We start from the raw sequence: 22891 nt of genomic DNA, 5'->3' as shown, positions 1-22891 counted from the left end.
CAAGCTCCCTCGCCACAGAAGCTCCCCCTCGCCTTTGCGGTGTTAGTGGACGGGCAGTTCAACGCCTTCGAACAGCTCTTCCAGTTCCTGCTTGTTGTGGCACTGGATCGCCTTGGCCATAACTTCGCGGGTCAGGTGCGGGGCGAACTTCTCGATGAAGTCGCACATGAAGCCACGCAGGAAGGTGCCGCGACGGAAGCCGATCTTGGTCACGCTGGATTCGAACAGTTCGCTGGCGTCGAGGACCACCAGGTCTTTATCGAGGTTGGTGTCCACCGCCATCTTGGCGACGATACCCACGCCCAGGCCCAGGCGCACGTAAGTCTTGATCACGTCGGCGTCGGCGGCGGTGAACACCACTTTCGGCGTAAGACCGCGATGGCTGAACGCTTCGTCGAGCTTGGAACGGCCGGTGAAACCGAACACGTACGTCACGATCGGGTATTCGGCCAGGGCTTCCAGGGTCAGTTTCGGCAGCTTGGCCAGCGGGTGACCTTGCGGCACCACCACGCAACGGTTCCAGCGGTAGCACGGCATCATCACCAGGTCACCGAACAGCTCCAGGGCTTCGGTGGCAATGGCGAAATCGACGGTGCCATCAGCGGCCATCTCGGCGATCTGCATCGGCGACCCCTGATGCATGTGCAGGGCCACGTCCGGGTATTGCTTGATGAAGTCGCGGATCACCGGCGGCAACGCGTAGCGTGCCTGGGTGTGGGTAGTGGCGATGGACAGCGTGCCCTTTTTCTCGTTGGAGAATTCCTGGGCAATCTGCTTGATGCTTTCGACTTTACGCAGGATCTCGCCAGCGGTGGTGATGATGCGCTCACCGGCCGGGGTCACACGGGTGAGGTGCTTGCCGCTGCGGGCGAACACTTCAACGCCCAGCTCGTCTTCGAGCAGGCGGATCTGCTTGCTGATACCGGGTTGCGAGGTGTAAAGGCTTTGAGCCGTAGCGGAAACGTTGAGGTCGTGGTGCGCCACTTCCCAGATGTAGCGCAGTTGTTGAAGCTTCATATGTATCCCTCAAAGCAGATAGACGCCACGGGTATCAGCGACGGTATATAACTATATTAAAGGTTAGACAGATAAATCTAGAACTTTTTATCGTTTTCTACCCTCACGCGTCGTCACTGCGTCGACGCTGTAGCGAGGGCACCAGGTAAACCGGCACCGTAGACAGTTGCAGCACCCGTGCAGCGGTGCGTCCCAGCGGTGTGGCCGCCGCCGTTGCATGGCTATGACTGCCGACGATCAACAGATCGACAGACAGTTTACGCAACTGGTCGAGTATCACCTCGCAGGGGTCCCCCTGGATCACCCGTACCGAGCGGATCAGCTTCAAGTCTTGCTCACCGTCCCCCAACTCCTCGCGAAAACTGTCCAGCACCCGCTGCTCGATGGTCGCCATGACTGTGGTCAGCCCCTGGCTTTGCCATTCACTCAGGGCCTTCTCATCAAGGTAGCTTTGCAACACCGATTCGGCGAACAGCCCGATAGGCTCGACCACATGGATCACATACAGGTCCGCCTTGAACGTTCGCGCCAGCGCCAGTGCATGTTGCATCACATAAGGCGCGTACAGACCGAGGTCCGTGGCGTACAACATCGAACGAATCATAGAACCTCCTGGACTGCCAGGATGGCGGAGATTGAATGAGCTTAGCAGCGCATCAACGACTTCGATTGGCTTAGCTCTCGGTCTGACCCCTTACCTCATTGCTGATGCCATGGGGCACGTGCCCGGTGGCCACTACTTCCCTGGCTTTCTCGCAATGACCGGCCTGGTCATCGAAAAACACATCGGCGGCAAACGCTTCCAGGAACGCGGATTTCTCCAGGCCACCGAGGAACAGCGACTCATCCAGGCGGATATCCCATTCGCGCAGAGTGCGAATCACCCGCTCATGGGACGGCGCCGAACGGGCGGTGACCAACGCGGTGCGGATCGGGCACGCCTCCTGCGGGAACTCGCGCTGCAACAAATTCAGTGCCGCCAAAAAGCCCTTGAAGGGCCCCCCGTGCAAGGGCTGGCGCGCCGACTCCCGCTCGCTGGCCTGGAACGCCTCCAGCCCCCCGCTCTGGTACACGCGCTCCGATTCATCGGAAAACAGTACCGCATCACCGTCGAATGCGATGCGCAGTTCGTCGCTGCATGCGCGGTTGGGGCCGCCGGACAAAATCGTCGCCGCGGCAAAGCCAGCATCGAGGGCGCTGCGTACATCTTCAGCATGGGTCGAAAGAAACAGATGGCAACCGAAGGCCGCCAAATAAGGATAAGGACTACGCCCGCCTACGAAAGCGGCGCGGGAAATATCCAGGCCGTAGTGCTGGATCGAATTGAACACGCGCAAGCCGGTGTCGGCACTGTTGCGCGAGACCAGCACCACTTCGACGCGGGCACGACCAAGGCTGGCGTTAAGGCTCAAGAGTTTCTTGACCAGCGCAAACGCATCGCCGGTCGCGAGGACTTCTTCCTCGTGCTCGATCTGGTATTGGCGGTACGCCTCAACACCCTGGGCCAGGTAGACCTTGTGGCTGTCGCTCAAGTCGAACAGCGCGCGCGAAGAAATCGCCAGCACCAGTTTGTCGCCCAATCCCTTCGCCATCGTATGCCCTCCGAATCAGCGGTTATGCCGATCAATAAAACTCAACGCCTGATACAGCGCCTGCATCCGTGGCAACTCGCAACCTGCAGCCCGGGCAGCCGCCAAAGGCCGCGCGTAGATGGCCGCCAGTTCCAGCGGGCGCTTGTGGACATGGTCGTGGTACATGCTTGGCAAATAGTCTTCCATGGTTTGCGTCATGGCGAACATCTGCTCGGCGTAGCTGGTTGGGATCTCATGGCCACAGGCGTGGGCGCCAGCCACGACCTCGGCCATCAGCGCCTGGATCAGTTCGCGGCTGGACTCATCGGCCATCATCGCCGTCGTGCCCGTACCCAACAACACCGAAAGGCCGTTGTACGGCACGTTCCACACCAGCTTGTGCCAGCGCGCCTGATGCACATTGGCCATGGCCTGGGACTCGATGCCCGCCTGGTGGAACAACGCCGCGCCGGCTTCGACAATCGCCTTCTGCTGCGCTTCATCATTGGCCGCCGTGCCGCTGTGATAACCCAGGTTGACCCGGCCCAGGGCCTGATGCTCGACAACGCCAGGCCCGGAGCGGTGCACGCCGATGTAGCACAAGCCACCCAGCAGATGCAGCGAGGCTGGCAGGTGTTCGCGCAGGCTGTCTTCGACATCCAGGCCGTTTTGCAGCAGCACCACCTTGGCCTCCGGCGCCGCGACCTGGGCGATGGTCGGGGCCAGGTCCACATTGCCGGTGGACTTGGTGCCCACCAGCAGCCAGTCACACGGTGGCATATCGGCGGCGCTGGCGTAGGCCTGCACCGGCTGCAAATGCAAAGGGCCGTGCACGCTGCTATTGATACGCAGGCCCTGCTTGCTGACCGTCGCGTACTCGCTGCGCAGCAGGAAGTGCACGTCAAAGCCGGCACGGGCCAGCATCACGCCGTAGAAACCACCGATAGCGCCGGTGCCGATGATGCCAATGCGTGGCGATGGAGCGGTCATGGCAGATCCTCTGGAATGCGGGTAAGGGCTTGATTAATGCTGTCGGCAAGGTCGGATGCTGTAAGGCGCGTCTGCAATTGCCCGAGGAACTGACCCTCGCACACCACGAACAACGCCGGCAAATGAAAGATCTGGTAGCGTTCAACCGCGCCACCGTTGTGGCCGGCATCGACCCAGCACACGCGGTCCACCGGCAATGACCAACCGGGCAACTGCTGGCGTGCCCAACGGCAACTGGAACAGCCTGCGCTGGTGAAGACCAGCAGAGAAAGGCCTGGCAATCCCAGCAATTGCTGGTCAATATCCAGGTCGGTCAATTCCAGTTCCTTCACTATACTGCTGCTGCCGCCGTCAACAGGACGGTGCTCGGAGTCCGTGTACATGGGTCGTTTTTTACCTCACCCTGATGATGTCGCTGTCGAGTTAACACAACGTCCCTCCCCCGCCATTCCCCGTCAACGCCTGCTCACGATCGGCCTGGGCGGCATCGCCTGCCATTGGCCGCGCGCCTGGCGCCAGGGTACGGCCGTTGACCTGCACATTCCCTCCCTGGGGCCCAGCGCGTGTTATCCGGGCTACGTGGCATGGTGCCGCAAGGTCGAGGACGGCTATCGCATCGGCATCTCGTTTACCGATGAGCACGCCCTCTTTGGTGCGCGTATGGGTGAGCAAGCATGCCGGATAGAGCGCTACTGCCGCCAGCACGAAGACGCCGAACCAACGCCCGAACAATTCGAAGCCCTGGCGCGCGAGTGGGTGTCGCGCCATGCCGTCGAGTTCTCCCACGAGGCCTTTGTGGCGCCAGCGCTGGATTAAAGCGGGCTTTGCCCATTGTCGCGGGCCCGTGTTACGCGCTAAGGTTCCTCCCCCCTGCATTCAAATCATGCTGTGCTCCGCCGCACGGGGATGGCTGGCGGCCGGCACCCGTGACCCTGACGAGTAAACGATGGCTGATTTACCGATCAATGACCTAAACGTCGAATCCAACGAGACCCTGATCACGCCCGATCAGCTCAAGCGCGAAATCCCCCTGAGCGACGCTGCCCTGCAGACCGTCACCAAGGGCCGCGAAGTCATCCGTGAGATTCTCGACGGCACCGACCATCGCCTCTTCGTCGTCATCGGGCCTTGCTCGATCCACGACCTCAAGGCGGCCCACGAGTACGCCGAGCGCCTCAAGGTGCTGGCGGCGGAAGTGTCCGACACCCTGTACCTGGTAATGCGCGTCTACTTCGAGAAACCGCGCACCACCGTCGGCTGGAAAGGCTTGATCAACGACCCGTACCTGGACGACTCGTTCAAGATCCAGGACGGCTTGCACATCGGCCGTCAGCTGCTGCTGGACCTGGCTGAAATGGGCTTGCCCACCGCCACCGAAGCCCTGGACCCGATCTCCCCGCAGTACTTGCAGGACCTGATCAGTTGGTCGGCCATCGGCGCGCGCACCACCGAATCCCAGACCCACCGCGAAATGGCGTCCGGCCTGTCGTCGGCCGTGGGCTTCAAGAACGGCACCGACGGCGGCCTGACCGTGGCGATCAACGCGCTGCAATCGGTCTCCAGCCCGCACCGTTTCCTGGGGATCAACCAGGAAGGTGGCGTGTCCATCGTCACCACCAAAGGCAACGCCTACGGCCACGTGGTCCTGCGCGGCGGCAACGGCAAGCCCAACTATGATTCGGTCAGCGTTGCCCTGTGCGAACAGGCGCTGAACAAGGCCAAGATCAAGCCGAACATCATGGTCGATTGCAGCCACGCAAACTCCAACAAGGACCCGGCCCTGCAACCGCTGGTGATGGAAAACGTCGCCAACCAGATCCTGGAAGGCAACCAGTCGATCATCGGCCTGATGGTCGAGAGCCACTTGAACTGGGGTTGCCAGGCCATTCCAAAAGACCTGGCCGACTTGCAGTACGGCGTGTCGATCACCGATGCCTGCATCGACTGGGCGGCCACCGAAAACACCCTGCGCAGCATGCATGCCAAGCTCAAGGACGTCTTGCCGAAACGCAAACGCACCTGAACCCGCACTGCGCACACAAAAACGCCGGGCTAAGCCCGGCGTTTTTCATGGTGCTGTTTTAATGCCTTACAGCTTCGCCGCATGGCGCTGGTGGCGCTCCATGTAGCGTTCGACATAGGAGCAGGACGGGATCACCGTGTAGCCGGACTCTTCGGCAAACTTCAGGGCTTCCTCGGTCAGCGCCGCTGCAATACCCCGGCCGCGCAGAGCGTTGGGCACGAAGGTCCGATAGATATCCAGGGTCTGCTTCCCGAGGTCCATGTAGGTCAGGTAGGCACGATGACCGTCCACATTGGTCTCGAACTGATGACCAGCCTGGTCATGGTGGATGGACAACGCCTCGCTCATCACTACTCCTCGCGGGTCTTGGATTTCGACCCCTACCTTACCGATGTTTTCCCGGCGAAGGAACATCTACGCCACCCCGTGCCGGTTTCGACAACGAGAAACCTCTAGCGCTCACAACCAGCACGTAGGGAATAGTAGGCACCAATCCTGAAATTGCTCAAGGCGCGCTCATCATCCCCCCGCCGCTGGCGGTTATAGAAAGGGCATCGATCAACCGGTGATCGATAGCCTGAACATTGCCGGCAGTTGAAGCTTGAGACGAACAGGCGCTCTTAAAGTCACCTCTACATGCGTAAAAGATGCGAGACGGGGTAACGCCAAGCGGAACAAAAGAACAGGTGCCGATATATAAATATCTATCCACATACCCAGCCCGACGCATGCGGGCCGTAGCTTTCAGACGGGATCCAATGCACATCCGATTGAAAAAAATTGAACGGTTTTTATACAAACCTTCAAAAGATTAGCCAAAATAGATTCGGCGCGAGAATTTTTTTTGCTTCTTGCGCTACGTCAGTTTACTTACTACAAGTAATGGGTAGTATGTACGCCGGCTTTTGCTCACTCTGGGCAAGTAGCTATTTAATAGAAAGTCCTTGAAGGGGAACACGATGAACAACGTTCTGAAATTCTCTGCTCTGGCTCTGGCCGCAGTTCTGGCTACCGGTTGCAGCAGCGTCTCCAAAGAAACCGAAGCTCGTCTGACTGCAACTGAAGACGCAGCAGCTCGCTCCCAGGCTCGTGCAGACGAAGCCTACCGTAAAGCTGATGAAGCTCTGGCTGCTGCTCAAAAAGCACAACAGACTGCTGACGAAGCTAACGAGCGCGCTCTGCGTATGCTTGAAAAAGCTAGCCGCAAGTAATAATCCCTCGGGGTTGTTATCAAGCCGATCCATTTATGGGTCGGCTTTTTTATTGCCTGGGATTCGGCACTGAACCCCAGGCAATAAAAAAGCCCGCCGCAGCGCTAGGCCGTGGCGGGCTTTTGATCCGGCAGGTTTACTGTTGCAGATCTATTGGGGCGCTGGCAGCGATCGGTGCGCCGCCGGGCACACCGATTTCAGTCGGCAAGCCATCTTCCGCAGCAACCACATCACGCACCTGATCCCAGTTCACCCGCAGGTTATTGGCCAGGTCTTCGCGCTTGAGCAAGGCGTTGATCACCGCCGTGTGCTTATCGACCACCGACGGCGTGCCGTCATCATTCAACGGCGTGTGCGCTTCAAGGTAGACCTTGCCGCCGCTGCTGCCGAACTTGTAGGCATCGTTGATGATGCGCACCGACGTGCCCACCGGCACCATGCCGGCCATTTCCAGTACGTTGTTATTGAACATGCGGAAGCAGCCGTGGCTGGTCCGCGTGCCGATGCCAAATTTCATGTTGGAGCCGTGGATCAGATAACCCGGCGTGCCCAGGGTGAACTTGAATGGCCCCAGCGGATTGTTCGGGCCGGCAGGCACCACGTTGGGCAACGGATCGCCATTGGCGGCGTGCTCGGCCTTGATCGACGCCGGTGGCGTCCAGGTCGGGTTCGGCGTCTTCGCGATGATGCTGGTATGGGCGATGGGCGAGCCCCAGCCTTCACGACCAATCCCCAGCGGGAAGGTGTAGACGACGTTCTGCCCCTTGGGATAGTAGTAAAGCCGGTATTCCGCCAGGTTGATCACGATGCCTTCCCGTGGGCCGGGGGGCAGGATGAATCGCGTCGGCAACACAATCTCGGTGCCGGCACCCGGCAGCCAGGCATCCACACCCGGGTTGGCCGCGACCATCTCCGAGTAGCCCAGGTCATAGGTGGTGCCCAGGTCGGCAAAGGTATCTTCGTACTTGGCCTTGATCACCTGGACCTGCCCCACGATGTCTTCACCCGGTGGCGGCAACGGTAACTGCAGGGCTGCCGCAGGACCGGCCGCGCACAGGGCGGCAAGGGACAGGCAGCAGGTGACGACGGAGAGGCGCGAGAACATCCGGAAAATCCTTCGCAGAACGACGGGTAGGAAAAAACTGATTGTATACGTGAAGCACGCCGGGAGCATCAACCTGGCCCCTCGGCTACTCGAAGCGCAGCTCCGGCCAGATCAGCGGCGTGCCGCGCTTCTGGGATTCAAGGATCGCCCGACACAATGGGCACAGCCGCTGGTCCTGGAAAATCGCGCGGCCCACCGATGACCAACGAGGCTGGGCGGGCAGCAAGGTGCCACAAAGCGTGCGATCAATCGTGCCGCCCAGCTCCAATTGGCGTGCCACCAGATGCACCCGGACTTCCTGGCAGGCGAACAGATCCAGCTGCTCGTCGGGCTCGATCAGTTGGTAGTTGAACAGGGACCAGGCAGGGCGTGACATCGGGGGCTCCAGATCGGGGGGGCGCCACCTTAGCCGAAAGCCTGCCGGTAGAAAAGCGTCATAACAGCGGTTTTAGCGTCGGCCAGACATTTTCCAGCAACTTGCCCTGGGCGCCGACGGCCGGGTGCAGCCCGTCAGCCTGCATCAACTCCGGGTGGCCACCGATACCTTCAAGGAAAAACGGCACCAGCGGCACGGCTTTTTCCTTGGCCAGGCTGCCGTACACTTCGGCAAAGGCGTTGGTATAGCGCGGGCCATAGTTAGGTGGCAATTGCATGCCGAGCAACAGCACCTTGGCGCCGATGGCCTTGGACTGGTCAATCATCGAGGCAAGATTTTGTTGCAATTGCGCCGGAGGCTGACCACGCAGGCCGTCATTGCCGCCCAGCTCGATGATCACCAGTTCCGGTTTATGCTCTGCAAGCGCCGCCGGCAGCCGCGCGAGGCCTCCGGCACTGGTGTCGCCGCTGATGGAGGCATTGACTACTTTATCGTCGAAACCTTCGCGCTTGAGCCGTTGTTCGAGCAGCGCGACCCACCCTTTGCTGGTATCCAGGCCGAAACCGGCACTGATACTATCGCCAACGATCAGGACTGTACCCGCCGCTGCGCCCTGGGCCACGCACATCAAGGCCAGGCCAGCACTCAAAAACCACATTCGCATCGGATTCTCCATGGGCGCAAGCATTCTCACCGCGCGGAACCTTAGCAAAGTGGTTCCCAGCGCGGAAGGTGAACTGACTATCCTGCACGAACTGAGCCTGGAACTGAACAAGGGCGATAGCCTGGCTATCGTCGGCAGCTCCGGTTCCGGCAAATCCACCCTCCTCGGCCTGCTGGCCGGCCTCGACCTGCCGAGCAGTGGCGAAGTGACCCTCGCCGGCCAAGCCCTCAGTACGCTGGACGAAGACCAGCGCGCACGCATCCGCGCCGAACACGTGGGTTTTGTCTTCCAGTCATTCCAACTGCTCGACAGCCTCAACGCCCTCGAAAACGTCATGCTGCCGCTGGAGCTGGATGGCCGCAAAGACGCCCGCGAGCGCGCCCGGCACCTGCTCGAACGTGTCGGCCTGGGCCAGCGCCTGACCCACTCGCCACGCCAACTGTCCGGTGGCGAGCAGCAACGCGTGGCGATTGCCCGCGCCTTCGCCGCCGAACCGGACGTGCTGTTTGCCGATGAACCCACCGGCAACCTCGACAGCCACACCGGCGAGCGCATCAGCGACCTGCTGTTCGAGCTCAATAAAGAGAGCGGCACGACCCTGGTGCTGGTCACCCACGACGAGCGCCTGGCACACCGCTGCCGACGCCTGATCCGCCTTGAAGCCGGCCTGATGGTCGCGCCCCTGGAGCCTTGATGGCACGTTTGCCGCTATTGCGTCTGTTCAGCCTGGCCATGCGCCAATTACTGCGCGATGCCCGCGCCGGTGAATTGCGCGTGTTGTTCTTCGCCTTGCTGGTGGCGGTGTCCGCCAGCACTGCCATCGGTTACTTCGGTGCGCGCCTCAACGGCGCCATGCTGTTGCGCGCCACCGAGTTCCTGGGGGCCGACCTGGTACTCGAAGGCAGCTCGCCAGCGCGTCCCGAACAAATCAGATCCGGCACCGAACTGGGCCTCGACCATGCGCGCATCGTCGAGTTTTCCAGCGTTATCGCCACCGACAACGGTATCCAGCTCTCCAGCATCAAGGCGGTCAACGAGCAGTACCCACTGCGCGGCGAACTGAAAAGCGCCGCCGAGCCCTTCGCCGAGGAAACCCCCGGTGGCGGCCCGAAACCCGGCGAAGCCTGGGTGGAGGCACGCCTGCTGACGGCGCTGAGCCTGAAAGTCGGCGACAGTATCGACGTGGGCATGAAGACCCTGCGCCTGGCCCGCATCCTGACCTATGAGCCCGACCGCGCGGGCAACTTCTACAGCCTTACGCCCCGGGTGATGATCAACCTGGCCGACCTGGACGCCACCGGTGTGGTCCAGCCCGGCAGCCGTGTCAGCTACCGCGAGTTGTGGCGGGCACCACCTGACAGCACGACCCTGCAAACCTATCGCGACCTGATCAAGCCAGGCCTCGCCGCCAACCAGCGCTTGCAGGACTCGCGGGACGGCAACCAGCAGATCGGCGGCGCCCTGGGCAAGGCCGAACGCTACTTGAACATGGCCAGCCTGGTCGCCGTACTGCTGGCCGGCGTGGCCGTGGCGCTGTCGGCCAACCGCTTCGCCAGCCGCCGCTTCGACGCCAGCGCACTGCTGCGCTGCCTCGGCTTGTCGCGCCGCGAAACCATGCTGCTGTTCAGCCTGCAACTGAGCGTACTCGGCCTGCTGGCGAGCCTGACGGGCGCCCTGCTCGGCTGGCTGGCGCAATTTGGCCTGTTTTACTTCCTGCATGACCTGCTGCCGGCCGACGTGCCCCCCGGCGGGTTGTTGCCGGCCGTCGCCGGGATCGGCACCGGGCTGGTCGCCCTAGCCGGTTTCGCCCTGCCGCCGCTGGCCGCACTGGGCCGCGTACCACCCCTGCGCGTGTTGCGCCGCGACCTGCTACCCATCGCCTCCAGCACCTGGATGGTCTACGGCGCAGCGCTGTTCGCCCTGGGCCTGATCATGTGGCGCCTGAGCCTCGACCTGGTGCTGACCTTCGCCTTGCTCGGCGGCGGCGTGATTGCCGCGCTGATCCTCGGCGGCTTGCTCCTGCTGTTGCTGCAAAGCCTGCGCAAGCTACTGGCGCGCGCATCGCTGCCCTGGCGCCTGGGCCTGGGCCAATTGCTGCGCCACCCGCTGGCGGCAGCCGGCCAATCCCTGGCGTTTGGCCTGATCCTGCTGTCGATGGGGCTGATCGCCCTGTTGCGTGGCGAGCTGCTCGACACCTGGCAAAACCAGTTGCCCAAGGACGCCCCCAACTATTTCGCGCTGAACATCCTGCCCGCCGACACCGACGCCTTCAGTGCTCGCCTGCTGGCCTTGCAGGCCCAATCGGCGCCGCTGTACCCGGTGGTCCCAGGGCGCCTGATCAGCATCAATGGCGAAGCAGTGCAGGCAATTGTCAGCAAGGACTCCAGCGGAGACCGTGCCGTGCAGCGCGACCTGAGCCTGACCTGGGCCGCCGACCTGCCACCGGGTAATGTCCTGACGTCCGGTGCCTGGTGGTCCCCGCAGCCAACGGATGAGATTCCCGGGGTATCGGTAGAAGCCAAGGTCGCCGAAAGCCTCAAGCTCAAGCTCAATGACCACCTGGTGTTTACCGTCGCCGGGGAAAACCGCGAAGCGCGCGTCACCAGCTTGCGGACCATCAATTGGGATAACTTCCAGCCCAACTTCTTCATGATCTTCCAGCCTGGCACCCTGAAGGACCTGCCTGCCACCTACCTGACCAGCTTCTACCTGGAACCCGGGCATGACCAACAGATCGTCGATTTGTCCCGGGCGTTCCCGGCGGTGACTATCCTGCAAGTCGAAGCCTTGCTGGAGCAATTACGCAGCATCCTCGCCCAGGTAACCTTGGCGGTGGAGTACGTCCTGTTGTTTGTATTGGCAGCCGGGATGGCGGTGCTGTTCTCCGGCTTGCAGGCCACCCTGGATGAGCGAATCCGCCAGGGCGCATTGCTGCGGGCACTGGGAGCAGAGCGCAAACTGCTGATCAAGGCACGGCGTATCGAGTTTGGCTTGCTGGGCGCGTTCAGCGGGCTGCTGGCGGCGCTGGGCACGGAACTGGTGACGTTGGTGTTGTACCGATATGCCTTTGACCTTGCCTGGCACCCTCACCCATGGCTGTTGCTGCTGCCGGTGCTCGGTGCCGTGCTGATCGGCGCTGCCGGCGTGTTCGGCACACGCCGCGCACTGAACGCCAGCCCACTGACCGTGCTGCGCGAAGGCTGACACGCCGACGGCCCGTCCCCTCGCAGGTACGGGCCGTCCTGGCCTACTTCACATACTCGATCGCGGTAATCCACCAGCAGGCTTCGCCACTGGGCGTCTGCACCATGGCCTCGTCGTCGACTTCCTTGCGCAGCAGCGCCCTGGCCATGGGTGAATCGATGGAGATGTAATCCATCCGGTCATAGATCTCGTCGTAGCCCACGATGCGAAAACGCTTGGTCTCGCCTTGCTCGTTTTCAATATCGACCCAGGCGCCAAAAAATACCCGCCCTTCCTGCTCCGGCATGTATTCCACCACCCGCATGTCTTCCAGGCGCTTGCGCAGGTAGCGCACGCGGCGGTCGATCTCACGCAGCAGCTTCTTGTTGTACTGGTAGTCCGCGTTCTCGCTGCGATCCCCCAGGGACGCCGCCCAAGTCACTTTGCGTGTGGTATCCGGGCGCTTTTCCCGCCACAGGTAATCCAACTCTTTTTTCAGCGCTTCATGACCTTCTTTGGTAATCAGCTTGGTGCTCAAACGCCTTCATCCCCGGAAAATGCTCATTGACCCCACTACGCCATTGCATCAAGGCATGGCGCCGGCAAACAGAGCCTGATGATAAATGAACAGGGGAAAGTAGCCAGGCCTGCGGACAAACTGCATCAGGTCGACATCGAATGAGGATCGACCATCGATTGCGCTCGCTCGGTACTGTCGAAGTCGCCCACCACTTGATCCAACTCAGGGAGCATGACCTGCATACGTTGGCGCAAGCCGGAAAACTGCAAAAGCATGGCTGCCAACTGCTCGCCTTTGCGATGAACTACCAATTCCTGGGCGTGCACTTGGGCCACACGCTTCTCAAGGGCATCGGCTCGCTCATCCATTTGCTGCTGCGCCTGCTGATAGACAGCCGAGGCACTCGCCAAGCGACCCTCACGATTCTCCAAGGCCTGTGTCCGCATTTGCAGGGCGGTCTCGTTTTCCTGGGTTCGGCTCGCCAACTCCTGGCGCTTTTGCTCAAGCTCAGCCTGGCCTTGCTGCAGTTGAACTTGCCACTGCTCAAGTGCTGCCTCTTTCTTGAGTGCCACCATTTTCTGTTGGGTCAGTTCCTGGGCGACGCGCGCAAGGCTGGTCAGCGTGCTATCCACCTCAAACAATGATGGGGCTTCAATTGACGCACCCAGCGTTTCAAAAGGCGACTCGCTCAGTGGCAAAGGTGTACGGGGAACCTCAGCCGGCGGCTCAAGCATCGCCGGCTGGGGCGGTTCAGGCCTGCTTGCGGCCTGGGGCGGAGATACCATTTGAGAAGAGAAACGAATGGAAGGCACCACCACAGCAGAGCTTTCAATAGCGGGTGACGCGGGAGCCGATGTTCCCAAGGTAATGACTTTCATCACCAGGGCTTTCTTGATGATCAGGGAGTGGTGATCCTCAGGCCGTGCCGGGGGTAACTTGCAGCCTTTCAAGTCGACGAAGTGATAAGGAATCTGGGTATCGGTAACGCCACTGGCTTTCACCCCAGAGGCCGCCCACGTCAATATCTGCTTGAATACCTGCATCGCCAATTGCAAATCTGCTTGCACATCGACACCGCCCAAATAATAACGCTCAAGTTTCTTACGCAAGGCTGCGATATATACCCGGGAACTACCCGGCTCCGCGTCTTCATCCAGGCTATACACCAGAAAGTTTGAACTGATCTGAGGCACGGCAAAACCACATAGCAGTGCGCCATTGATCGGCGCATCCGCACCGGAGTGCGCAAGAACAAGGGTACGTAGAAGCATCATGGTTGTTGGGCCTCGCGCCAATGAATAAACTTAAAATAAACACCAAATAAACATTCCGCCATCAAGTACTACTCAGAAAACAATTGTTTCAGCGAGCTGCAAGCCTGAACGTAGGAGTAATCTTATTCATCCCCTTGCGCGTTTCCAAGCCCCTGCATTGGACGTACTATTTTTTAACCCGAGCCCCGACACACGTCAACCAAAGCGCTTGCCTCCTCATATATATTGCGAAACTAATGCAGCAGAAAAGCATAATGATCGAGATAAGCAACCTGACCAAAAAACTGGGCAAACAGCATGTTATCAACGATCTTTCATTGGTGGCCCAAGGCCAAGAATGCATAGGTTTGTTCGGGCATGGAGGCGCGGGTAAAACGACACTCCTGAAGCTGATGGCCGGCCTGCTCAAACCCTGTTCCGGGCACGTGAGCATACTGGGCTTCAATACCCGAACTCATCGGCTTCAAGTAGCCCAGGCGATAGGCTACCAGCCTGAACCCGGCATCAACCGTTCGACGATGTCTGTCGCAGGTTTCCTCAACCTTATCGCCACTTTTCGCAGGTTCTGCGGCGCCGAAAAACGCAAACGCCTTGACCGGATCATCATGCAACTGGAGCTGTCGGCCTTGCTCAAAGAGCCGCTCAACGCACTCCCCATGGGGTTGCAACGCAAGGTTGCGCTGGCACAAGCCATCTTGCATGACCCCGGCGTGCTGTTGCTGGATGAGCCGACCGAGGGCCTGTCCCCGTACCAGCAGTGCAAAATTCGCACGCTCATCCAGACGTTGGCCGAAGAGATGACCGTGATTGTCGCCACCCGGGATTGTGATGCGTTGTCGGGAATCTGCACCCGCGCCCTGGTCATTGGCGGGGGCCGCCTCCTGGCAGACACCCCCATGCCCGAACTCCAGCGCAGCTCTCGGTACTACAGGGCAGTCACCCTGGCAGCGGATACGCCGCTGGACCTGTTGGCGTTGGCCGTACTGCCGGGTGTTGCCGGCATCGAAGAAGATCGCCACAGCCCTGGCACCGTCACCGTTCTCGCCATGCCGGGCCACGCCATCTACCCCCCGATCAGCGCGCTGATTGCCAAACGCGGCTGGCAAATAACCGCGCTGAACCTTGAGCCTGGCCGCCTGAACGACGTCGTCCACCACTTAAGCCAAGGGGCATCCCTTTGAATATGCTGCCGTCTATTATCAAGCGCCAACTTGCCCGCTACCTTTGCGCTCCAGCAACCTACCTGAACATTGCAGTCTTTCTGGCACTCTCAACTACGCTTGGACTACACAACAGCCAGTTACTGGAGCGAAACAGCACGGACCTGCAAGACTTCTTTCAATTGCACCCCTGGCTGTATCTGTTATTGATTCCCGCACTCTCTATACAACTCTGGGCCGATGAACATGAAACGGGCCTTAGTGACTTACTCATCACACTGCCTGTGACAAACGCGGAATTGATCATCGGTAAATTTTTCGCAGCCTGGGTCATAATTGCAATGACGCTGGCATTGACACTGCCCATTGTAGTGATGCTCAACCTTTTAGGTAGCGCAGACAACAGCGTGATTGCCACCCAATATCTGGCCAGCTGGCTACTCGCCGGAAGTTATCTTTCCATCGGCTGTTTTATATGCACCCTGAGCCGCCATCATCTGGTTATATTCATACTGACCTTAAGCATTCTGCTGGTGATCAGCGGACTCTCCAGCGTACTGGATGCACTGGAGCACCAAGCCCCGATCTGGATAATCGATAGTGTGACGTCCTTAAACCCACTGTCACGTTTCACTCACATTGATCACGGCGTCATTGTTCTTCGAGACTGTCTTTACTTTATCAGCGTCATAGTGGCCTCACTTGCTGCGACCACCGTCATCCTCAACTACAAAAACAGCTGAGAGGGAGCGTTCTCGATGCGATCCGCACTGCACGCCGGCATGACACTGGTGGTCCTACTGTTGGTTTTCCTGGCCTTTAACCTGGTGTGGGCCGGTAAGCTGCCTGATCTGCGCTGGGATGCCTCACACTCGAAAACCAATACTCTGTCGGCGCCTGTACAGCAATTACTGGCATCCCTGGACAGTCCGCTAGATCTTTACTACTTCAATTCAAACGGTCACCCGAAAAAAAGCCAGGCCACCCAACGCTACGCCAAGCGTGTAGAGGAAACGCTCAAGGCGTTCGAAGTAGCGGCACAGGGCATGATCAATCTGCACATTATCGACCCAGGCGCTTTTTCAGAGGACGCCTATCGGGCAGGGCTCTATGGGCTTGATGACGAAGCGGGATTCTTTGGCCTCATTGGCACCCGAGACGGCCAGCCCGCGCAACGCATCACATCGTTCAGCGCCGACCGTGCAACGTTGCTGGAGTATGAAATCAGCCACTTGATCAGCCAGTTACTCCACCCGCAACCGCCTGCCATCGGCCTGCTATCCGGGCTACCGATCAAGGAACTGGCCGGTCCCCTTCTACAGGACCTGCAGCGGCACTTGAACGTGGTAGAGCTGGAGCCGAGCGTGCACCGTGTGCCCGCGCAAATCAAAACGCTCATGCTGGTGCACCCCCGGACGCTACCTGAACAGACCTTGTACGCCATTGATCAATTTGTACTGGGTGGTGGCAAGCTGATGATGTTTATCGACCCCCTGAGCGAACAGGGGTCAAGGCAACAGGCCCTTAACCCCCGACTGGAGGCGCTGCTGTCCAGTTGGGGCATCCGTATGCCGGCCGGCCAGGTGTTGATCGACAGTCGCTATACCACGCAAGCGCCCGCGGGGACCTTTCCCACCCTACTGAGCCTGCCCAGACAGGCAATGGCCGCAAACGATATCAGTACCTGGAAACTGGACGTTGTCAGCGTATCGAGCAGCGGCGCCCTCTTCCCCCTCGACAAGCACCGCACACGCTTCACCCCCCTGCTGTACAGCTCCGAGCAGTCTGCATTGCTGGAAGCCGATAGGGTTGGCAAATCGCCCGATGCTGGCGAACCGCCTTCAAGCGGGGTACGCCATGTGATCGCCGCCCGCCTTGAGGGGCCCGCCTATTCGGCGTTTCCCGACGGAATGGGTGGCCAGGCTCCTGGATTGCAGAAGGCGGCGCAGATTCAAGTAGTGGTGGTGGCCGACACAGACGTGCTCATGCGCCCGTCAACCCGATTGACGCCCCACAGCAACAGCCTGTTTGTATTGAACACATTGGATAACCTGGCAGCGCCTCAAGCGCTTGCCGACATACGCCCACGGCCACCGACGCAATACACGCTGCATAGCCTGGAGAACCAGCGCAAGGCCACCGCCCGCGCCTACCAGGAACAGGCAAGCGAACTGGAGCGACGCCTGGCGCAAACAGAATACGAATGGCGGCGCTTGAACCCAGCCATGACAACCTTGGGTACCGAAACCATCAATACCAATGCCCAACTACAGGCGCACAACAAGGAGCGCCTGCGCCTGACGATGGAACTGCATGCACTGAAAGTGGCGGTTTATGCGCCGCTGGATCGCCTGGTGCAAAACGTCAAGCTGGGGGTGAGCGCACCGATACCCATACTGCTCTGCCTGACGGCCTGGGGCCTGTATCTGCGACGGCGGCGTCGACACGTTACGCCGTGAAACGACTTAGCGACGCGCGATCAGCCCTTGCCTGGCAACGCGTGTCAGGTGACGGATCACCTCATTCGCGTCAGCGGCGCTGGGTGCCTGGATAACCGCAAGGTCAAAGCTGTTATTGGCAAAACGGGCGAGAGAATCGCCGTCTTCGACAAACTGGATCAGGAACGCCGAAGGGCGGCCGGTGCGACGTGGCCAGCCATCCAGGTAACGCAGCAGCGTCGGCTGGTGTTTGCCACCCAAGAGGATTTTCGGGTTGCGCTGAGTCAGGTCAGCGGTGATCGGGGCCAAGCGTATGAGGGGGCGTAGTGCTGTCATCGTGTCGTGTCTCTGCCTCAAAAGTCTGCGGGCAGGTGAGAGGCAACACCGAACCAGCGCTTTAGCGGAATTTCGAAGCAAAGTGATTGCTTCTGTCGGGACCGATAACAGTCACCCATGGCGCCCCGCAATTAGCTGTTTAAATCGGCGCATGAGCGGGCATCCTAGAGAAGCCGACGGGGCCATGTCAAGAATTGCGCGCAACGAAAAGGCCCGCACATGGCGGGCCTGGACAGGGTGTTGCAGGTGGCTCAGTTGGCGATGGCGCGGTCGGCAGACAGCTTGCCGGCACCTTCGAACAACACGGCCAGCGAGCCGCCCAGCAAGGCCAGTGCAAACTCATAACCGTTGTTGGCCATGAACAGACCGTTGTGGATATGCACCGAGAGGATCGCGACCACCGACAGAATGGTCAGGCCCAAGGCCGCTGGGCGCACCAGCAAACCAATGATCAGTGCCAGGCCGGCAAAAAATTCAGTACCGCCGGACAACAGTGCCATCAGGGTACCCGGCGCCAGGCCGATGCTTTCCATCCACTGGGCAGTGCCTGCCAGACCATAGCCGCCAAACCAGCCGAAGAGTTTCTGCGAACCGTGAGCGGCAAAAATCACGCCGACAACAATACGCAAAATGGTCAGGCCGTAACCGGCGCGGGTGGACAGCAGGTTGTTGATCAGTGGGCTCATGGGGGTAATCCTTTTCGATGTAGGGGTTGGTTGGCCGCTATATTAATCAGTTTATGGAATGATAAAAGCCGAAAAAATGCCTGATTAATATCGATTAAATCGATTACTTCCGTGAGGCGATTTTCGGCACCGGTGGCTCCAGGGACTCCCGCTCCCGATCGAATGCCAAGTAGTACTTGTTGACGCTATTAACATAGCTGACGCTGCCCATTCCCACCTGCTCCATGGCAATACGCTCAACCTGGAAGAACCACTGGTTGGGGTTCAGCCCCCGACGCTTGGCCTCGGTGCGCATCCCCTGCACCCGCTCCGGGCCCATGTTGTAAGCCGCCAGGACAAACGCCATGCGCTCGCGCTCGTTGAGCTTGGGACTGGCGAAGAATTTGCGGCGAATCATCGCCAGGTAGCGAGCGCCCGCCTGCACATTGCTGTCCAGGCTTTCGATGTTGTTGACACCCACCCGCTGCGCCGCCGACGGGGTGATCTGCATCAGCCCGGTGGGCCCGCCACTGTTGCGTGCGCCGGGGTCGAGGGCGGACTCCTTGAAGGCCAGCGCGGCAAGGTTCAGCCAGTCCATGCCCTGCTCGCGGGCGTGCTTTTGCAAGACCGGACGTAGTTTTTCCAGGCGTTGGCGGTCTACACGCGCCAGCGGGTTGCGCACTTGATAAAGGCGGCGGTAGATACGCTGGAACGCCACATCCTGGTCGGAAGGCGTGTGATAGGTCTTGAGGAACCGATCAATGCTCGCCCGCAACATCGACGCATCCTGGCGCACGAACCAGTACTCGTCGCCCGGTTCGCTGATGACCACCTGCTTGTCGAAGCGCAGCTTGGGAAGGATTTTCGACCACCGTTCGGCAATCGGTTTTTCCACAATGGTCAGGTGGAAAATACCCGCGTGGACCATCTCCAGCACATCTTCCACAGCCAGGGTCGGATCAACCCATTCCACTTTCACCGGCGGCTGCTTGTGCAGTGCCAGCTTCTGGTTGACCTGGCTGATGGCGTCCGCCGCCGCACTGCCGGTGGTCAGCGCCAAGGTGCGCCCGGACAGTTGCTCCAGCTTGGTAAACCGCCGCTCACCCTTCACCCCCACCAGCCATAACGGTACGCCGCTGGCAATCGGATCACTGGTGCTGATCTTGTGGGCAGCCTTGACGTCGAGCAGTTCACCGGGGGCGACCAAGTCACCTTCGCCACGGGCCAGGGCGCCAAGCAACTGGTCCTTGGCCTTGGGAATGATCTTGAGGTTGATCTCCTGGCCATCACGGGCGTGGCCGTTGAGGTATTGCTCAAAGGCGCGCAGGCGATGGTATTCGACGCCGATGGCCTGGCCTTGCACTTCGCCGGAACTGTTGCGGCTCTGGTTGACCAATACGCGCAGGGTCCGGCTGGCGCGAATTTCCGCCAGGTCACGGACCTTGCCAGGCTTGGTCACTTCCAGCGGCCCGTCGAGACGCGCAACCGCCGCCATGGGCAGCAGCAGCGTCAGGCACAACATAAGCAACGCCGAGGGTCGGATCATCCGCTCTCCGGTAAGAATACTGGCCAACGTCCTCGCGAAAAACGAGACGGTGGGGATCAGAAACAGAGCGCTTTCAGCGCTGGCAAGACGCGCAACGGTGACACAGGGAAAAGCATTCGGCCAACCACGATGTCACTTGCGACGTTCAAAGACAGCGATAACTCGTTGTAGTTCTTCGTTTTTCTTATAAATCTACAGCTCTGATATGCTTTCCGGCCGCAGGCGGAGATAGCACCATGCAACTCATTGATATCGGCGTCAACCTGACCAACCCCAGTTTCGACGAGAAGCACCAGGCCGTACTCGACCGTGCCTACGCCGCTGGCGTGCAACAATTGATCCTCACCGGCACCAGCCTCGACGGCAGCGAACAGGCCCTGGAACTCTGCGTAAAACTCGATGAAAGCGGCCAACGCCTGTTCAGCACCGCCGGCATCCACCCCCACTCCGCCAGCGACTGGAACAGCGACAGCGCCCGGCGCTTGCGCGGTTTACTCAGCGAAAACCGTGTGCGTGCGGTGGGCGAATGCGGGCTGGATTTCAATCGGGATTTCTCGCCCCGCCCGCAGCAGGAAAAAGTCCTCGAAGAACACCTGGCCCTGGCGGTCGAGCTGCAACTGCCGGTGTTTCTCCACGAACGTGACGCCAATCAGCGCCTGCTGGACATCCTCAAGGACTATCGCGATCACCTGACCGCCGCCGTGGTGCATTGTTTTACCGGCGAGCAGCTGGCGCTGTTCAGCTACCTCGACCTGGATTTGCACATCGGCATCACCGGCTGGATCTGCGACGAGCGCCGTGGGACGCACCTGCACCCGCTGGTCAGGGAGATTCCCCGGGGCCGCCTGATGCTGGAAAGCGACGCGCCCTACCTGCTGCCGCGCACCCTGCGGCCCAAGCCGAAAAACGGCCGCAACGAACCGGCCTATCTGCCCGAAGTGCTGCGCGAAGTCGCCCTGCACCGCAACGAGACCGTTGAAGACCTGGCCGAGCACAGCAGCGTCTGTGCCCGCGCTTTTTTTGGCTTGCCCAGCGTGGAGTAATGCGGCGCATTGACCCATGTCAAAAGCGCTTTTCTGAATAGCGGCACAATACTGGCACCTTGCCAATGCTGTTTCCGCTATCAGAGAAAACCTTCCATGGGTGCCTGGCTTAGCAACATCTCGCTGAAGTACAAATTCTGGGCCGTCAACGCGGTCGCTTTCATCACCACCTTGTTGCTGGTGCTATACGCCGTGCAGCTCGAACAACAAGCGCGCAGCGACGCTTCCCAAGCGTCGGCGCAGGCCCAGGCGCGCGTGCTCAGCGCCTGGCCAGCCGGCACACCGTTGCCCAAGGGCGAGCACTGGCTGGCCTTTTCCCGTGGCCAAGTCCCACAACTGGCGGATCAGGATCTGACAGCCCTGGGCAGCGCCACGGGCTGGGTCGAACTCAACCACATGCCCTGGTTCGGCGAAAACCCACTGCTGGGCGCCGACGTGGTGGCCCGCGCCGACGGCCAGTACGTCGCCGTGCTGGCCTACGCGCCAAGCCTGAGCCAGGTTTTTGAAGACCGCTTTGCCAACTACGCCGTGGCCGTGGCGATCTTGATGCTGGCCATGCTAGGCGCTTCGCAGTTACTGATCCGCTTCCTGCTCAGCCAACTCAACACCCTCAAGGACGTGATGCTGCACGTGGAAAAAACCGGCGACCTGTCCGCACGCGTGCCCCTGGCGTGCAAGGATGAAGTCGGGCAGATGGCCAGCGCCTTCAACGCCATGCAGGCCGGCTACCAACGGGTGGTCAACACCGTGGCGCGCACCGCCCAGCAACTGGATGACGGCGCCGCACGCCTGGCCAGCAGCATGAACGAGGTGCAACACGGCATGCTCGGCCAGCAAAGCGAAACCGACCAGGCCGCCACTGCCATCAACGAGATGACCGCCACCGTCTACCACATCGCCCAACACGCCGGCGCCACCCGCGACCTGTCCCAGACCGCCGACTCCCTCGCCGGCAGCGGCCAGGAAGTAGTGACCCGCGTGCAACGCTCGATTGCCGGGCTGTCCACCGGCGTGCAGCAGACCGCCGAGATGATCCAGAAACTGGCCGAAGACAGCCAGAAAATCAACGGCGTGGTCGGGGTGATCCACAGCATCGCCGAACAGACCAACCTGCTCGCCCTCAACGCCGCCATCGAAGCCGCCCGCGCCGGCGAAATGGGCCGTGGCTTTGCCGTGGTCGCCGACGAAGTGCGCAACTTGGCCAAGCGCGTGCAAAGCTCCACCGACGAAATCACCCGCATGGTCTCCGCCCTGCAAGCCGGCACCCGCGACGCGGTGGACTTTATGCAGGAAAGCTCATTCAAGGCCGACGACTGCGTGCAACAAGCCCTCGAAGCCGGCAACGCCCTCGCCGAAATCACCAGCGCCGTGGCGCAGATGCGCGAGAGCAACACCCAAATCGCCGTCGCCGCCGAGCAACAAAGCCATGTCGCGGAAGAGATGAACCGTGCGGTGGTGAGCATCCGCGACGTCACCGAAAACACCGTGCAACAAACCGTGGATTCGGCCACCACCAGCAATGAGCTGGCGACCTTGGCGGGCGAGTTGAGCAAGGCCATCGGGCAACTTAAGTTGTAAGTTAACGCAGGCTGGCTTTGGCTTTGGCTTTGGCTTTGGCTTTGGCTTTGGCTTTTCAGCTTTTGATCTTAGGCGCCCCGTTAACCACGCTGGCCGAACGCAGGCTTGAATCCGTGGGCAACCCGGCAGGACGCCGGGTTAGCCGTCCTGGGCCAGGGATGGCCCATGACGGCGGCCCACGGATTCAAGCC

24 protein-coding genes are annotated in these 22891 nt (G+C 60.5%); 10 read left to right on the top strand and 14 right to left on the bottom strand.

Going from position 1 to position 22891, the window contains the following annotated elements; all coding sequences use genetic code 11:
• Nucleotides 1-42: 42 nt before the first annotated feature.
• The 5 genes from cysB to DBR46_RS17120 all read right to left on the bottom strand — a co-directional run bounded on the left by cysB (nt 43) and on the right by DBR46_RS17120 (nt 3961).
• Nucleotides 43-1017 carry an HTH-type transcriptional regulator CysB gene (gene cysB, locus DBR46_RS17140; RefSeq protein ID WP_017734418.1) on the bottom strand — a complete coding sequence of 325 codons (975 nt, stop codon included), beginning with the start codon at nt 1015-1017 and terminating at the stop codon, nt 43-45.
• 103 nt (nt 1018-1120) lie between these two features.
• On the bottom strand, nt 1121-1621 hold the full coding sequence (locus DBR46_RS17135; RefSeq protein ID WP_124527141.1) for a universal stress protein: 501 nt from the start codon (nt 1619-1621) through the stop codon (nt 1121-1123).
• Between the two features lie 70 nt (nt 1622-1691).
• The gene (locus DBR46_RS17130; protein ID WP_124527140.1) at nt 1692-2609 is read right to left on the bottom strand and encodes a 5'-nucleotidase; all 918 of its coding nucleotides are present in this window, start codon (nt 2607-2609) and stop codon (nt 1692-1694) included.
• A 15-nt stretch (nt 2610-2624) separates the two neighbouring features.
• A complete protein-coding gene (locus DBR46_RS17125; RefSeq protein ID WP_124527139.1) occupies nt 2625-3578 on the bottom strand; it encodes a putative 2-dehydropantoate 2-reductase in 954 nt (317 codons plus the stop codon).
• Entirely contained in the window at nt 3575-3961 is a 387-nt protein-coding gene (locus DBR46_RS17120; RefSeq protein ID WP_124527138.1) for a thioredoxin, read from the bottom strand. The genes DBR46_RS17125 and DBR46_RS17120 overlap by 4 nt, the downstream gene beginning before the upstream one ends.
• On the opposite strand from DBR46_RS17120, the gene DBR46_RS17115 reads away from it, so the two are divergent.
• Together DBR46_RS17115 and DBR46_RS17110 are read left to right on the top strand one after the other, a co-directional pair.
• Nucleotides 3960-4394 (top strand): PilZ domain-containing protein, encoded by a 435-nt coding sequence (locus DBR46_RS17115; protein WP_124527137.1) that lies wholly within the window; start codon nt 3960-3962, stop codon nt 4392-4394. The two genes, DBR46_RS17120 and DBR46_RS17115, sit on opposite strands and share 2 nt — an antisense overlap.
• A gap of 130 nt (nt 4395-4524) precedes the next feature.
• Nucleotides 4525-5601 (top strand): 3-deoxy-7-phosphoheptulonate synthase, encoded by a 1077-nt coding sequence (locus DBR46_RS17110; protein ID WP_124527136.1) that lies wholly within the window; start codon nt 4525-4527, stop codon nt 5599-5601.
• Between the two features lie 66 nt (nt 5602-5667).
• Here the strand turns inward: DBR46_RS17110 and DBR46_RS17105 are convergent, their stop codons facing one another.
• Nucleotides 5668-5949, bottom strand: coding sequence for a GNAT family N-acetyltransferase (locus DBR46_RS17105; RefSeq protein WP_003233387.1), 282 nt, complete (start codon nt 5947-5949; stop codon nt 5668-5670).
• Between the two features lie 611 nt (nt 5950-6560).
• On the opposite strand from DBR46_RS17105, the gene oprI reads away from it, so the two are divergent.
• The gene (oprI, locus tag DBR46_RS17100; RefSeq protein ID WP_003172710.1) at nt 6561-6812 is read left to right on the top strand and encodes an outer membrane lipoprotei OprI; all 252 of its coding nucleotides are present in this window, start codon (nt 6561-6563) and stop codon (nt 6810-6812) included.
• Nucleotides 6813-6948: 136 nt separating this feature from the next.
• On the opposite strand, the gene DBR46_RS17095 is transcribed toward oprI, so the two are convergent.
• The 3 genes from DBR46_RS17095 to DBR46_RS17085 all read right to left on the bottom strand — a co-directional run bounded on the left by DBR46_RS17095 (nt 6949) and on the right by DBR46_RS17085 (nt 8957).
• Nucleotides 6949-7917 (bottom strand): L,D-transpeptidase family protein, encoded by a 969-nt coding sequence (locus DBR46_RS17095; RefSeq protein ID WP_124527135.1) that lies wholly within the window; start codon nt 7915-7917, stop codon nt 6949-6951.
• A gap of 85 nt (nt 7918-8002) precedes the next feature.
• A complete protein-coding gene (locus DBR46_RS17090) occupies nt 8003-8293 on the bottom strand; it encodes a hypothetical protein (protein ID WP_017734426.1) in 291 nt (96 codons plus the stop codon).
• Nucleotides 8294-8351: 58 nt separating this feature from the next.
• Nucleotides 8352-8957, bottom strand: coding sequence for an arylesterase (locus DBR46_RS17085; protein WP_124527134.1), 606 nt, complete (start codon nt 8955-8957; stop codon nt 8352-8354).
• A 10-nt stretch (nt 8958-8967) separates the two neighbouring features.
• On the opposite strand from DBR46_RS17085, the gene DBR46_RS17080 reads away from it, so the two are divergent.
• Nucleotides 8968-9651, top strand: coding sequence for an ABC transporter ATP-binding protein (locus tag DBR46_RS17080; protein ID WP_005786391.1), 684 nt, complete (start codon nt 8968-8970; stop codon nt 9649-9651).
• Nucleotides 9651-12161, top strand: a complete 2511-nt coding sequence (locus DBR46_RS17075; protein WP_124527133.1) for an ABC transporter permease — start codon at nt 9651-9653, stop codon at nt 12159-12161. Before DBR46_RS17080 ends, DBR46_RS17075 begins: the two co-directional genes overlap by 1 nt.
• Nucleotides 12162-12204: 43 nt before the next feature.
• Here DBR46_RS17075 and greB read toward each other — a convergent pair whose 3' ends face one another.
• Both greB and DBR46_RS17065 read right to left on the bottom strand, forming a co-directional pair.
• Entirely contained in the window at nt 12205-12678 is a 474-nt protein-coding gene (gene greB / locus DBR46_RS17070) for a transcription elongation factor GreB (protein ID WP_017734429.1), read from the bottom strand.
• 125 nt (nt 12679-12803) lie between these two features.
• Nucleotides 12804-13934 carry a hypothetical protein gene (locus DBR46_RS17065; RefSeq protein ID WP_124527132.1) on the bottom strand — a complete coding sequence of 377 codons (1131 nt, stop codon included), beginning with the start codon at nt 13932-13934 and terminating at the stop codon, nt 12804-12806.
• 254 nt (nt 13935-14188) lie between these two features.
• On the opposite strand from DBR46_RS17065, the gene DBR46_RS17060 reads away from it, so the two are divergent.
• From DBR46_RS17060 to DBR46_RS17050, 3 genes are read left to right on the top strand one after another with little or no spacing between them, the layout of a single operon-like run.
• Nucleotides 14189-15115: an ABC transporter ATP-binding protein gene (locus DBR46_RS17060; protein ID WP_124527131.1), complete on the top strand. Its 927-nt coding sequence runs from the start codon at nt 14189-14191 to the stop codon at nt 15113-15115.
• Nucleotides 15112-15837 carry an ABC transporter permease subunit gene (locus tag DBR46_RS17055; protein WP_124527130.1) on the top strand — a complete coding sequence of 242 codons (726 nt, stop codon included), beginning with the start codon at nt 15112-15114 and terminating at the stop codon, nt 15835-15837. Before DBR46_RS17060 ends, DBR46_RS17055 begins: the two co-directional genes overlap by 4 nt.
• 15 nt (nt 15838-15852) lie before the next feature.
• A complete protein-coding gene (locus DBR46_RS17050) occupies nt 15853-17553 on the top strand; it encodes a Gldg family protein (protein ID WP_124527129.1) in 1701 nt (566 codons plus the stop codon).
• A 6-nt stretch (nt 17554-17559) separates the two neighbouring features.
• Here DBR46_RS17050 and DBR46_RS17045 read toward each other — a convergent pair whose 3' ends face one another.
• The 3 genes from DBR46_RS17045 to DBR46_RS17035 form a co-directional block, all read right to left on the bottom strand.
• The gene (locus DBR46_RS17045; RefSeq protein WP_124527128.1) at nt 17560-17868 is read right to left on the bottom strand and encodes a class I SAM-dependent methyltransferase; all 309 of its coding nucleotides are present in this window, start codon (nt 17866-17868) and stop codon (nt 17560-17562) included.
• 251 nt (nt 17869-18119) lie between these two features.
• Nucleotides 18120-18554: a DoxX family protein gene (locus tag DBR46_RS17040; protein WP_124527127.1), complete on the bottom strand. Its 435-nt coding sequence runs from the start codon at nt 18552-18554 to the stop codon at nt 18120-18122.
• Nucleotides 18555-18657: 103 nt separating this feature from the next.
• On the bottom strand, nt 18658-20079 hold the full coding sequence (locus tag DBR46_RS17035) for a transglycosylase SLT domain-containing protein (RefSeq protein ID WP_124527126.1): 1422 nt from the start codon (nt 20077-20079) through the stop codon (nt 18658-18660).
• Between the two features lie 236 nt (nt 20080-20315).
• Here DBR46_RS17035 and DBR46_RS17030 point away from each other — a divergent pair, with 236 nt between their 5' ends.
• Nucleotides 20316-21122, top strand: coding sequence for a TatD family hydrolase (locus DBR46_RS17030; protein WP_124527125.1), 807 nt, complete (start codon nt 20316-20318; stop codon nt 21120-21122).
• Nucleotides 21123-21218: 96 nt separating this feature from the next.
• Nucleotides 21219-22700, top strand: coding sequence for a methyl-accepting chemotaxis protein (locus DBR46_RS17025; protein WP_124527124.1), 1482 nt, complete (start codon nt 21219-21221; stop codon nt 22698-22700).
• Nucleotides 22701-22891: the final 191 nt, after the last annotated feature.

It is taken from the genome of Pseudomonas sp. KBW05, assembly GCF_003852405.1.
Lineage (GTDB): Bacteria > Pseudomonadota > Gammaproteobacteria > Pseudomonadales > Pseudomonadaceae > Aquipseudomonas.
The sequence above is the reverse complement of the archived record's forward strand: the minus strand, read 5'-3'. Positions and strand labels throughout refer to the sequence as shown.

Coding starts and splice junctions, on each gene's coding strand:
- cysB (WP_017734418.1), bottom strand. CDS start 1,017: ATGAAGCTTCAACAACTGCGCTACATCTGGGAAGTGGCGCACCACGAC.
- DBR46_RS17135 (WP_124527141.1), bottom strand. CDS start 1,621: ATGATTCGTTCGATGTTGTACGCCACGGACCTCGGTCTGTACGCGCCT.
- DBR46_RS17130 (WP_124527140.1), bottom strand. CDS start 2,609: ATGGCGAAGGGATTGGGCGACAAACTGGTGCTGGCGATTTCTTCGCGC.
- DBR46_RS17125 (WP_124527139.1), bottom strand. CDS start 3,578: ATGACCGCTCCATCGCCACGCATTGGCATCATCGGCACCGGCGCTATC.
- DBR46_RS17115 (WP_124527137.1), top strand. CDS start 3,960: ATGGGTCGTTTTTTACCTCACCCTGATGATGTCGCTGTCGAGTTAACA.
- DBR46_RS17120 (WP_124527138.1), bottom strand. CDS start 3,961: ATGTACACGGACTCCGAGCACCGTCCTGTTGACGGCGGCAGCAGCAGT.
- DBR46_RS17110 (WP_124527136.1), top strand. CDS start 4,525: ATGGCTGATTTACCGATCAATGACCTAAACGTCGAATCCAACGAGACC.
- DBR46_RS17105 (WP_003233387.1), bottom strand. CDS start 5,949: ATGAGCGAGGCGTTGTCCATCCACCATGACCAGGCTGGTCATCAGTTC.
- oprI (WP_003172710.1), top strand. CDS start 6,561: ATGAACAACGTTCTGAAATTCTCTGCTCTGGCTCTGGCCGCAGTTCTG.
- DBR46_RS17095 (WP_124527135.1), bottom strand. CDS start 7,917: ATGTTCTCGCGCCTCTCCGTCGTCACCTGCTGCCTGTCCCTTGCCGCC.
- DBR46_RS17090 (WP_017734426.1), bottom strand. CDS start 8,293: ATGTCACGCCCTGCCTGGTCCCTGTTCAACTACCAACTGATCGAGCCC.
- DBR46_RS17085 (WP_124527134.1), bottom strand. CDS start 8,957: ATGCGAATGTGGTTTTTGAGTGCTGGCCTGGCCTTGATGTGCGTGGCC.
- DBR46_RS17080 (WP_005786391.1), top strand. CDS start 8,968: ATGGGCGCAAGCATTCTCACCGCGCGGAACCTTAGCAAAGTGGTTCCC.
- DBR46_RS17075 (WP_124527133.1), top strand. CDS start 9,651: ATGGCACGTTTGCCGCTATTGCGTCTGTTCAGCCTGGCCATGCGCCAA.
- DBR46_RS17065 (WP_124527132.1), bottom strand. CDS start 13,934: ATGATGCTTCTACGTACCCTTGTTCTTGCGCACTCCGGTGCGGATGCG.
- DBR46_RS17060 (WP_124527131.1), top strand. CDS start 14,189: ATGATCGAGATAAGCAACCTGACCAAAAAACTGGGCAAACAGCATGTT.
- DBR46_RS17050 (WP_124527129.1), top strand. CDS start 15,853: ATGCGATCCGCACTGCACGCCGGCATGACACTGGTGGTCCTACTGTTG.
- DBR46_RS17045 (WP_124527128.1), bottom strand. CDS start 17,868: ATGACAGCACTACGCCCCCTCATACGCTTGGCCCCGATCACCGCTGAC.
- DBR46_RS17040 (WP_124527127.1), bottom strand. CDS start 18,554: ATGAGCCCACTGATCAACAACCTGCTGTCCACCCGCGCCGGTTACGGC.
- DBR46_RS17035 (WP_124527126.1), bottom strand. CDS start 20,079: ATGATCCGACCCTCGGCGTTGCTTATGTTGTGCCTGACGCTGCTGCTG.
- DBR46_RS17030 (WP_124527125.1), top strand. CDS start 20,316: ATGCAACTCATTGATATCGGCGTCAACCTGACCAACCCCAGTTTCGAC.
- DBR46_RS17025 (WP_124527124.1), top strand. CDS start 21,219: ATGGGTGCCTGGCTTAGCAACATCTCGCTGAAGTACAAATTCTGGGCC.